Source organism: Microvirga sp. HBU67558 (genome assembly GCF_018069605.1).
Lineage (GTDB): Bacteria > Pseudomonadota > Alphaproteobacteria > Rhizobiales > Beijerinckiaceae > Microvirga > Microvirga terrae.
Window position 1 is genome coordinate 1 of the sequence record NZ_JAGPUP010000423.1, and the last position, 10,470, is coordinate 10,470.

8 protein-coding genes are annotated in these 10,470 nt (G+C 64.1%); 1 reads left to right on the forward strand and 7 read right to left on the reverse strand.

All coding sequences use genetic code 11. The annotated features are described in order from the left end of the window. The 4 genes from KBI52_RS04060 to KBI52_RS04075 form a co-directional block, all read right to left on the reverse strand. A partial coding sequence (locus KBI52_RS04060; RefSeq protein ID WP_210805513.1) for an AraC family transcriptional regulator occupies positions 1 to 854 on the reverse strand: 854 nt, incomplete at its 3' end. Positions 855 to 893: 39 nt separating this feature from the next. After that, a complete protein-coding gene (locus KBI52_RS04065; protein ID WP_371823109.1) occupies positions 894 to 1,958 on the reverse strand; it encodes an AraC family transcriptional regulator in 1,065 nt (354 codons plus the stop codon). 667 nt (positions 1,959 to 2,625) lie between these two features. Then, the gene (locus KBI52_RS04070; protein ID WP_210805515.1) at positions 2,626 to 3,369 is read right to left on the reverse strand and encodes an SDR family oxidoreductase; all 744 of its coding nucleotides are present in this window, start codon (positions 3,367 to 3,369) and stop codon (positions 2,626 to 2,628) included. Between the two features lie 26 nt (positions 3,370 to 3,395). After that, the gene (locus KBI52_RS04075; protein ID WP_173945293.1) at positions 3,396 to 5,204 is read right to left on the reverse strand and encodes an IlvD/Edd family dehydratase; all 1,809 of its coding nucleotides are present in this window, start codon (positions 5,202 to 5,204) and stop codon (positions 3,396 to 3,398) included. Positions 5,205 to 5,438: 234 nt separating this feature from the next. Here KBI52_RS04075 and KBI52_RS04080 point away from each other — a divergent pair, with 234 nt between their 5' ends. Next, positions 5,439 to 6,035, forward strand: coding sequence for a hypothetical protein (locus KBI52_RS04080; protein ID WP_173945294.1), 597 nt, complete (start codon positions 5,439 to 5,441; stop codon positions 6,033 to 6,035). A gap of 11 nt (positions 6,036 to 6,046) precedes the next feature. Here the strand turns inward: KBI52_RS04080 and KBI52_RS04085 are convergent, their stop codons facing one another. From KBI52_RS04085 to KBI52_RS04095, 3 genes are all read right to left on the reverse strand, one after another. Beyond that, entirely contained in the window at positions 6,047 to 6,856 is an 810-nt protein-coding gene (locus tag KBI52_RS04085) for a tellurite resistance TerB family protein (RefSeq protein ID WP_210805517.1), read from the reverse strand. A 78-nt stretch (positions 6,857 to 6,934) separates the two neighbouring features. After that, positions 6,935 to 9,106 carry a TRAP transporter permease gene (locus KBI52_RS04090; protein ID WP_210805519.1) on the reverse strand — a complete coding sequence of 724 codons (2,172 nt, stop codon included), beginning with the start codon at positions 9,104 to 9,106 and terminating at the stop codon, positions 6,935 to 6,937. A 77-nt stretch (positions 9,107 to 9,183) separates the two neighbouring features. After that, positions 9,184 to 10,167, reverse strand: a complete 984-nt coding sequence (locus KBI52_RS04095; protein ID WP_173945297.1) for a TAXI family TRAP transporter solute-binding subunit — start codon at positions 10,165 to 10,167, stop codon at positions 9,184 to 9,186. Positions 10,168 to 10,470: the final 303 nt, after the last annotated feature.

Genomic DNA, 10,470 nt, shown 5'->3' on the forward strand with positions numbered 1-10,470 from the left:
CGCAGGGAGCGCAGGAACGCCATGGGGGTCATGCCGCGAAAGCTCTGGAAGCCGTTCTGCAGGCTACGGGCGCTCACCCCTGCATGTGCGGCGATGGCGGCCAGGGACAGGGGTTCGGCGAAATGCGCCTCGATGAAAGCCTCGGCCCGCTTCACGTAGAAGGGGGCGGCCGCCGATTGCGGCCGCAGCAGCGCCTCAGAATAGGTATGGGTCTGGCCGAGCAGGAAGCTGGTCAGCATCATCTGCTCGAGCTGCTGGGCGACAGCCGGCAACTGCCGGGTCATCGAGAGGGGGTCGCTCAACTCGGCGGCGGCGTAGCTTCCGAGCCGTCGCAGGCTTTGGCCGGCAGCGCTGTCCAGGGACAGCAGCTTGTCAAAGGCGAGAGGACGCTCGAGTTCGTGCCCCAGCAGCTTCTCGCATTGCTCCGTGAGCCGGTTGCGGCTGAGCAGGAGGGACAGCGTTTCGCAATTCTCCTGATAGTGCATGAACAGCTCCGGACCGGACGGGATGACGGCCGCCTGTGTAGCCGTGAAGGCATATTCCTGCCCGTCGAACTTCGCATGCCCGGCGCCGCTCTCGGCAATCATGAAAGCCAGCCGGTCATCCATCGGCGTTGGATAGATTTGAGCCGTCAGCTGCGCCCCGTAGGCGACGGTGAAGACGCCCAGATCCTTCACGCCGTGAACGCCGAGCTTGCTGTCGGCCTTTTGAGTTCGGGACGCAGAGGTGAGCCTGTGAGGCGTCACGAACCTGTTGCAGATATCCTCGATCTCATCGAGATGCGGCGACGCCAACGCGAAGTCGACGCCGTTATTTTGAGCGGCCGGCACGGGCTCAGGACTTTCGTTGGCCATGTCTCATGGCTCCGTCAGATGGAGCGGAGTAGAGCGCCCTCATCCGACTCGTGCCCGCACCAAGGTCTGCTTCGGCGTCTCGCCGAAAGCGTGTCGGTAGGCTGAGGCGAACTCGCCCATGTGATTGAACCCGTAGGCCAGTGCGATCTCGGTCACCCTCGCGCTCGTCGGATCGGCTGCCAGCAGCGCCCGATGCGCGTGCCTGAGCCGCAGCGAGCGCAGGAACGCCATGGGGGTCATGCCACGGGAGTTATGAAAGCCATTCTGCAGGCTGCGGGCGCTCACCCCGGCCTGAGCGGCGATCTCGGCCAGCGACAGGGGCTCGGAAAAATGCGCCTCGATGTAGGCTTCGGCCCGCTTGACGTAGAACGGCACGGCGGCCGATTGCGGGCGCAGCAGCGCGTCCGAGTAGGTGTGGGTCTGGCTGAGGAGGAAGCCGGTCAGCACCGTCTGCTCGAGCTGCTGGCGGGCGGCCGCCACGGAGCGGAACAGGGAATGCGGGCTGGCGAGTTCCGCGGTGGCATACTGGAACAGCCGCACCCAGCTTTGTCCATTGGGGCTGCTGAGGTCGAAGCTGGTGTCGAACGCGAGCTCCCGGTCGAGGTCGCGTCCCAGCAGCTTGGCGCAATGTTCGGCGGCCTTGTTCCGGCTCATCAGGAGAACCGAGATCTCGCAATCGACACTTTGTTTTAGAGTTCGGAGAGCGCCTGTGTGGAATACGACTCCATGCTCACCCGACATATCGAACGTGCGCCCCTCCGTGACGAACTCGCCTCTTCCCTTGGGCGCCATGACAAAGGCCATCCGCTCATCGGCCTCATCTTGGAGAAGGCCTTGTACTGAACGTCCATAAGAGATTGTGAACCTGCAGAAATCTCGGAGACCCTGAATTTGCAGGGTGCTGTCGAATGTACCGTCGCTCGTCAACGGCCTCAACCTGTGGGACGAGATGAGAGAATTCGTAACATCCTCCATCTCGTCGAGTTCGGTCGATCTGATCGTAACATCGAGGACAGAGCCGTCTTGAGCGACAGGCTTCGCGCCAGAGCCATCCCCGGTCCCGGGGGCCGTCGTCTGCTCCATGGTGCGATGAGCATCCGCCATGATCCTGCCCGTCTTGACGACCCTCCCCAAAGCCGTTTGGATCTATTGGTGCGGGCCTGATCTGGCCGTTCCTCAAGAAAGATTACGATAGCTGCGTTTTTCCGACAAGTCTTGCGCCTTTCCGATTTCCGCAAGGTAATTGCCGTGAGACATTAAATACGACTTCAGCAGGTTGGAGCAGAAGTCAAAGGCTTAAGCTACGAAGACATTGCCGTTACTTTCGATTGAGGTGAGAAATGACGACCACAACCACAGGTATGAGACGATCGGTCATGTCAAGTCTTATCGATCTAACTCGCAATGATAATTTCAACCAAGCAACTTACGCCAACCCAAGAGCGACAGATTTGACGACGTTTTTGGTCAAGTTCTATTTTACGCGGGGAATTATGTTGTATTGCCTCAGCCAGTACAGCGGCTCCATCCGGGACTTCAGCATGGTTCTGCGGATGGATTGGAGGCACCGTGGGGCGGCGGCATGGATAGCCAAAGCAGAGCGCGCCAACAACAGAGCCGCGCGGGGGTGATGCCGACCACCAACAAAGAATAATCCGCCTATCCCAAACCACGGCAAACTGAAAAGGCAGGCTTTCGAGCCTGCCTTTTTTCGTTGGCCTGTCCATGGACGAGGACGCCTGCCGGGCAGGCGATCAAACGGGAGAGTCGCTCACAGCGCAAACCCGCCGTCGACGAGATGAATATGGCCCGTCGTGTAGCTGGCCTCGTCAGACGCGAGGTAGAGGGCAAGAGCCGCCACCTCTTCGGCGGTGCCGAGCCGGCCCATGGGCTGACGGTCGACGAATGCCTGACGCACGCTCTCCAGACTCTGACCGGAACTCGCAGCGAGCGCCGCAATCCGCTCGTCGAGCGAGGGCGACTGGATCGTGCCGGGGCAGATGGCGTTGGCACGCACGCCGCGCTTGATGAAATCGGCCGCCACAGCCTTCGTCAGGCCGATCACAGCCGCCTTCGTGGTTCCATAGACGTATCGATTGGGAATGCCGCGGACCGACGAGGCGCCGGACGCGATGTTGACGATGGAGCCCCGGCCCTTCTCCAGCATGCCCGGCAGCACCGCACGGATCGTCCGGTGCATGGACCTGACGTTCAGATCGAACGAGAAATCCCAATCCTTGTCGGAGCATTCGAGAATCGTACCGTGATGCACGAAACCCGCCGCGTTGACGAGAACGTCGAACGGTCCGGCCTCGGCAACGAGCTGCTCTACGTCGGCGTTCGACAGCACGTCGAGCCTGCGCCGCTCGGCACCCTCGAGCCCGTCGAGCTTGGCGACGTCCAGATCCGTTGCCCAAACACGCGCGCCCTCGCGAAGAAAGGCTTTTGCGATGGCGCGTCCGATCCCCTGCCCGGCCGCCGTGACGAGGGCCGTCCTTCCGTGAAGTCTGTTCATGACAGCCCCCGCTCCTTTCGTTCAGCTCAGTGATTGTCGCGCGGCACGCCGAAGGTCTGCGCGACCTTCTGGTACTTCACGGCCGGCTTCAGGGTCATGCCCTCGGAGAGCTGATCCACCATCGAGCGCTGGATCTCCTGCCAGGGTGTCTGGCTCGCCGGATAGGCAAAGCCGCCGCGGGCTTCGAGATCGGCGCGCCGCTTCTCGATCTCTTCCGGAGACAGAAGGATATCGGCGCTGCGCTTGTTGAGGTCGATGCGGATCCGGTCGCCGGTCTGCAACAGCGCCAGCCCGCCGCCGACGGCGGCTTCAGGTGAAGCGTTGAGGATCGACGGCGTTCCCGAGGTGCCGGACTGGCGCCCGTCGCCGATGCACGGCAGCGAGAGGACGCCGCGCTTGATGAGCGCGCCCGGCGGCTGCATGTTCACCACCTCCGCCGCACCCGGATAGCCGACCGGACCAGCGCCGCGCATGATGAGGATCGTGTGCTCGTCGATGTTGAGGGACGGATCGTCGATGCGGTGATGGTAATCCTCCGGCCCTTCGAACACGACCACGCGTCCTTCGAAAGCGTTCGGATCCTCCGGGTTGTTGAGGTAGCGCTCCTGGAATTCCGGGCTGATCACGCTGGTCTTCATGATCGCGGAATCGAAGAGCGTTCCCTTCAGGTTGAGGAAGCCGGCCTTCTCCTTCAGCGGATTGTCGTAGGAGCGGATCACGTCGTGATCCCAGGTGAACTTGCCCTTGCAGTTCTCCCCGATGGTCGTGCCCGTGCAGGTCAGCGCGTTCTCGTGGATCTTGCCGGCGCCGATCAGCTCGGCCATCACGGCCGGCAAACCGCCGGCGCGGAAATACTCCTCGCCGAGATACTCGCCCGCCGGCTGGACGTTCACGAGCAGCGGAATCTCGAAGCCGATGCGCTCCCAGTCGCCGTTGTCGAGCGGCACGCCGATATGCTTGGCGATCGCATTGATGTGGATCGGCGCGTTGGTGGAGCCGCCGATGGCCGCATTGGCCACGATGGCGTTCTCGAACGCCTCGCGGGTCATGATGTCGGAAGGCTTCAGGTCTTCCCACACCATGTCCACGATGCGAAGGCCCGTTTCATAGGCCATCTGGCCGCGCTCGCGGTACGGCGCCGGCACGGCGGCAGAGCCCGGCAGCGACATGCCGAGCGCTTCGGCAAGAGCGTTCATCGTGGACGCGGTGCCCATGGTGTTGCAGTGGCCGACGGAGGGCGCGCTCGATCCGACGATGTCGATGAACTGCTGGTAGTCGATGTCGCCGGCCGCATGGCGCTCGCGCGCCTTCCAGACGATGGTGCCCGATCCGGTGCGCTCGCCGTGGTGCCAGCCGTTGAGCATCGGCCCGACATTGAGCGAGATCGCCGGGATGTTCACGGTCGCGGCCGCCATGATGCAGGCCGGCATGGTCTTGTCGCAGCCGGTCAGCAGAACGACCCCGTCGAGCGGGTAGCCGTAGAGGACCTCCACGAGGGAGAGATAGGCGAGATTGCGGTCCAGGCAGGCGGTGGGGCGCTTGCCCGTCTCCTGGATCGGGTGGCACGGGAATTCGAATGGTACGCCGCCGGCCGCCGTGATGCCGTCGCGTACGCGTTTGGCGAGTTCGAGATGGTGGCGGTTGCACGGGGACAGATCGGATCCGGTCTGCGCGATGCCGATGATCGGCTTCTTGCCCTGCAGTTCCTTGCCCGTCAGTCCGAAATTCAGATAGCGCTCCAGGTAGAGCGCGGTCATGCCCGGGTTGTCCGGATTGTCGAACCACAGCCGTGAGCGAAGCTGATCGGGAGTGCGACGGTGAGGCCTCTCAGCCATTCTTCATATCCTTTCGGGCATCCGTAAACGCAGAGGCGGTATTTGATCCAGGACAGGGGCCAAGATCAACCGTCCCCTGACTAAAGTAGCTGACTTTCGGACGGTCGAAGCGGAGTTCCCAAGCAGCCGCGATCCAGGAGCGTTCCACCACGCCGAATCACGTGTTACATCGTTTCGGCAGCGCGGTACGTCCGACGCTTCGCCTCCTTGATCAACAACGCCGGGTCGCCCGCCATGTTTCGACGCGCTCTCCCTTTTGCCCTGACGATCCTCGTGTCTCCTGCGCTGGGGGACGATTGCCCGTCGGCGCAGACCGCGAAGCTGGGCTTTGTCCTCGAACGTCAGGGAACGGTTGCGGAAATCCGGCCCGTCTCGGATCACTTCGTCCACGTGGTGAACGCCTATCCCGGCGGGAAGAGACAGGACGTGATCTATTACCGCGGGCTCTTCCCGATCAGCCGTTTCGACGACACGGCCCGGAGCATCAACATTCCGGTGTCGGATCTGCGCACGATCTTCCCGCTCGAACCGAAGGCCCGCCGGACCCTGACCTATGCGCCGGCTCAGCCGAACAAGGTCGGCGCCCTGATCTCCCTGGAACTGACGGTGACGGGTCAGGAGCAGATCCAGCTCGGAACCTGCTCATACGCCGTCCTGGTGGTGCGCAACCGCTTCCTCGATGCGGAGGGCAGGATCACCTCGGAGCACACGGACCTCTACTCGCCGGAGCTCGGGTTCGTCCTGGGCAAGCGCTACGAGGAGCGGAGCGGCGCGCAGACCACCATCAGGTACCAGAGCATCCGGCCCTTGGGGCGGGTGTCACCACTTTGAGAGGCGCTCCGTCAGCTCAGACCGCCAGCCGTATCGTCAATCTGCGCGCGCATGGCCGGGTCGAGATCCAGCGCCTCGGCCAGCTGGTGCAGGAACTCGCGCTCCTGCATGGTATCCGGATCAATGGCGAGGCGAGCGGCCGCATAGACCTGTGCGGCCTTGTCAGGGTCGTTGACGTTGGCGGCAAGCTCCTCGACATCCGCCGGCGAGGCCATTTCCGTCTCCAGCCAGCGGCTCGCCTCCGGGTCTATCCCCGCTTCGGTCAGCCCTTTGACGATTCGCGCCCGCTCGGCCTGATCGATGTGCCCGTCTGCGGCGGCCGCCGCCACCATCGTGCGCAGGAACAGGAGAGCATCGTCCTCGGTCTGCGAGACCGGGTGGAAGCGCGACGTCTCCGGCAGGCTCAGCGCGGATTGCGCGACATCCTCCTCGGATCGGGCTGCCGGTGCGGAAGGCTCAGCCGTCCCGCCTCCCGATGTTCCCCTGGCGGCCTGTTGGTTCTGGTAGGCCTTGTAGGCCAGGCCGCCGATCACCGCGAGGCCGCCGAGCTTGACCAGGTTGCCGGTCATCTTGCCCTTCTTGCGCCCTTTGAACAGAAGGCCCGCGAGGCTGACCAGGGCCGTCTGGGTGAGCCCCGGATGCTGCGCGGCAAAGTCCTTGGCCTTCTGCAGAAGCTGATCCGGCGTATGACCGGCAATCTGGGTCACGCTCCTGCCGGTCTGCGGGCCCACGTTACCGAGATCGGGTTGACCTGGAGCCCGGTGATCAGGACGGCCGATGGCGCCGACGAACGCATCCAGAAGCTTCCTGTAATCGACCATGAGGCTCTCCCGTTGTCTTCAATCCAAGCAAAGAACAACGGGAGGATGGCCGAATGGTTCAGGTTGTCCTGCCGATCTTCAGGCGGGCCTTGGTACCATCGCGGCGCGTGCCTTGACGAGTTGCGCCACGACCACGGGGCTTGCCATCACCAGCCCGATCAGTGTGGTCTCCACATCCGGCGCGATGATCGGCAGGGCGGCGAGACCGATGAGCCAACGCTCCCAGGGCCGCATCGAGGTGAGCCCATACCCGGCGAAAGCCGCCGACAAGAACACGATGCCGATGACGGCTCCGGCCGTGACGAACAGGAACCCCGGCCAAGTGAATTCCGGCGTGACGATCAGCATGGCCGGACCGTAGACGAACACGAACGGCACGAGGGCCTTGCCCAATCCCAGCCGGAACGCCGTATTGCCCGTCCTGAACGGATCGGCCCCCGCCATGCTGGCTCCCGCGTAGGCGGCGAGTGCCACGGGCGGCGTGATGTCGGCCAGCACCCCGTAATAGAACACGAAGAAATGCGCGACGAGCGGCTGGACGCCGAGGAGCCCCAGGGCCGGCGCCGCGACCGTGACCATGATGATGTAGTTCGCCGTCGTCGGCACACCGCATCCCAGCAGGATGCAGACGACAGCTGTCATCAGCAAGGTGAAGAACAGAGTCATGGCCTTCATGTCGGCGAGGCCCGCAGGCACGAAATCCATGAAGCCCTGGGCGAGCTGTGCGGCGAATGACGTGACGATGAAGGAGATCTTGAAGCCGACGCCCGTGAGCGTGACGATGCCCACGATGATGCCGACCGTCGCGGCCGCCGCGCCCACGCCGATGGCGTATTTGGCGCCGACCACGAAGGCGTCGACGAGATCGAGAACGACCGCCTTTCCGGCTTCGCTCCTCAGGAACGTGGCGACGAGAAGCGCCAGCACCAGAGCCAGGAGCGGGACCACGAAGACCAGCTGGGTGAGCATGCCCGTGGCGATGGCCCCGACGATCGCGGCCAGGAACCCGAGCGTGATGGATGGAACGCGCGAGGCGCCAACCACCAGGCAGGCCGTGATGCCCCAGAAGGCCGCGAGATAGGGGGTGAAGCCGGAGAACAGCACGATCAGCAGCACGGCGAGCGGCATGATCGTCTGCCAGCCCTCGCGGATGACCTTGGCGGCCCGGGGCAGTTCCTCGGCCGGCAACCCCTGCAACCCGGAGCGCTTGGCTTCGAGATGCACCTGCATGAACACGCCGAAGAAGTGCATGCAGGCCGGCACGACTGCCGCCAGGATGACCGTCTGATAGGAAACGTTGAGGAACTCCACCATGAGGAAGGCGGCAGCGCCCATGATCGGCGGAGTGATCTGGCCACCGGTCGAGGCCGCCGATTCCACCGCCGCCGCGAAATGGCGCTGGTAGCCGACGCGGATCATGGCCGGGATCGTCAGGGAGCCGACCGTGACCGTGTTGGCGATGGAAGAGCCGGAGATCATGCCGAACAGGGCCGAGCCGAAGATCGACACCTTGGCCGGCCCGCCCGCGTAACGGCCTGCCACGCAGGTGGCGAGATCGATGAAGAGCTTTCCGAGACCGACCCGGGTCGCGAGCACGCCGAAGAGAACGTAATGGAACACGTAGGTGGCGACCACTCCCAAGGCGATGCCGTAGATGCCCTGGCTCGTGAGATAGAGATGGTTGACGATGTTCGACCAGGAGGCGCCGGGATGCTGAAGGATGCCCGGCATGGACGGGCCGAAATAGGCGTAGAGCATGACCCCGATGGCGATCACCGGAAGCGGCCAGCCCACGGATCGGCGGGTCGCCTCCAGGAGGACGAGGATCAGGATCGTCCCCATGACAACGTCCGTTGACGACGGATTGCCGACACGGAACGCGAGATCGCTGAAGATCCACGGGACATAGAGACTCGAGACGGCGGCCGCCACGGCGAGAGCCCAGTCGATCAGGGAGATGCTGCCTGGCCGCCACCAAGTCGAGGGAGCGATCCGGTCCTGATCGCTCTTGAAGGCCGAGAAGACGAGAAAGATGAGCCCCAGGACGAAGGCCATGTGGATGCCGCGGTGGGTGGCTTCCCGCAGCAGCCCAAAACCGGCCGTGTAATAGTGGAAGAACGAGAGCGCCAACAGCAGACCGGCCACGAGCCAGGCGGTGCCCGGCGGCAGGGGCCGGAAGCGCATCTCGGGATCGAACTTCTCTTCGAGGCTGCGGTTCTCGATGATGATGCTGGGATCGGCTGCGGACATGGGGGCTCTCGTTGCAGGCAAAGCACCTCCCGCAGCGTCAGCCACGGGAGGTCGAAAGGACGGGTGAATGGGGCGGATCAGCCCTTCGACAGGCCGGCTTCCTTGTAGAAGCGCTCGGCGCCGGGATGCACGGGGATACCCGCGCCTGCCAGGGCGCTCTCCTTGCGGATGAGCTTGCCTTTGGCGTGCCCGGCATCGAGGGCCGCGCGGGTCTTGTCGCTCCACAGGCCCTTGACGACCTCGTAGACGACCGCTTCGGGTACCTTGGCGGAGGTCACCCATTGGGCCCCCACCGCGAGGGTCTTCACGGCAGCCACGTCCTTGTAGGTGCCGGCCGGGATCTCGTCGGACGCGAAGAAGCTGTATTGCTTGCGGATCGCATCCGCCTCGGGCCCGGCGAGCGAAACAAGATCGACGCCTCCCCCGGTCGCAGCGAGCTCGGTGATGGCGCTGGTCGGATAGCCGCCGACGAAGAAGAAGGCATCGAGCCCGCCGTCGCGCATGCGCTCGGCGGCCTGATTCGGCTTGAGGAAGTCCGCTTTCACGTCCGATTCCTTCAAACCCCAGCCGGCGAGGATGATCCGCGCGTCCACCAGAGTGCCGGATCCCGGCTCGTCGAGGGACACGCGCTTGCCCTTCAGGTCGGCGACAGACTTGATGTTGGCGGATTTCGCCGCGACGAGATGGATGCTCTCGGGGTAGAGATTAGCGAGAAGACGCAGATCCTCGATCTTGCCCTTCCCCTCGAACAATCCGGTGCCCGTATAGGCCCAGTAGGCGACATCGGCCTGGGTGAAACCGGACTCGAGCGCGCCCGAGACAATCGAATTGACATTGGCCACGGAACCGTTCGAGGCTTGAGCCGTCAGCACGAGCTGCGGCGGGTTCGAGACGGCATTCGCGATGAGGCCGCCGACCGGATAGTAGGTTCCGGCCGTGCCGCCCGTGCCGATGCGGAAAAAGGCGGGCGCCTGCGCGAGGGCCTGACGGCTCAGGACAGTGGCAGCCCCGAGGCCAAAGCCGATCTTGGCGAGGTCACGACGGGTGAGCTTGACGGACATTATGTTCCCCTAGTGAAGGATGTGACCGCGTGCAAGACGGTTCGCGTCACTCTACCGGGAAACCGGTTCCCGTCCATAGCCTTCGCAGGCGGGACCCGGGACATGCACCGCCAAGGCGAAGGGGTCACGATGCCTGGAGGGAACGGCGTCGCGCTTCCGACGCGATGCGCCGCCCCGAGCAAGGGTTCGGCATTGTGGGCAACCCTAGTCCATGGCGGTTGAGAGGGGGCCGCCGCATGAGTGCATGCATGGCCTCTCCTGTCCTCTCGGTGGTTCTGGGGCAGGGCCGGCGCCACTCCGGCC

Excerpts from the sequence above, each read along its gene's own strand:
- KBI52_RS04070 (WP_210805515.1), bottom strand. The coding sequence starts at position 3,369 with ATGAACAGACTTCACGGAAGGACGGCCCTCGTCACGGCGGCCGGGCAG.
- KBI52_RS04080 (WP_173945294.1), top strand. The coding sequence starts at position 5,439 with ATGTTTCGACGCGCTCTCCCTTTTGCCCTGACGATCCTCGTGTCTCCT.
- KBI52_RS04090 (WP_210805519.1), bottom strand. The coding sequence starts at position 9,106 with ATGTCCGCAGCCGATCCCAGCATCATCATCGAGAACCGCAGCCTCGAA.
- KBI52_RS04065 (WP_371823109.1), bottom strand. The coding sequence starts at position 1,958 with ATGGCGGATGCTCATCGCACCATGGAGCAGACGACGGCCCCCGGGACC.
- KBI52_RS04085 (WP_210805517.1), bottom strand. The coding sequence starts at position 6,856 with ATGGTCGATTACAGGAAGCTTCTGGATGCGTTCGTCGGCGCCATCGGC.
- KBI52_RS04095 (WP_173945297.1), bottom strand. The coding sequence starts at position 10,167 with ATGTCCGTCAAGCTCACCCGTCGTGACCTCGCCAAGATCGGCTTTGGC.
- KBI52_RS04075 (WP_173945293.1), bottom strand. The coding sequence starts at position 5,204 with ATGGCTGAGAGGCCTCACCGTCGCACTCCCGATCAGCTTCGCTCACGG.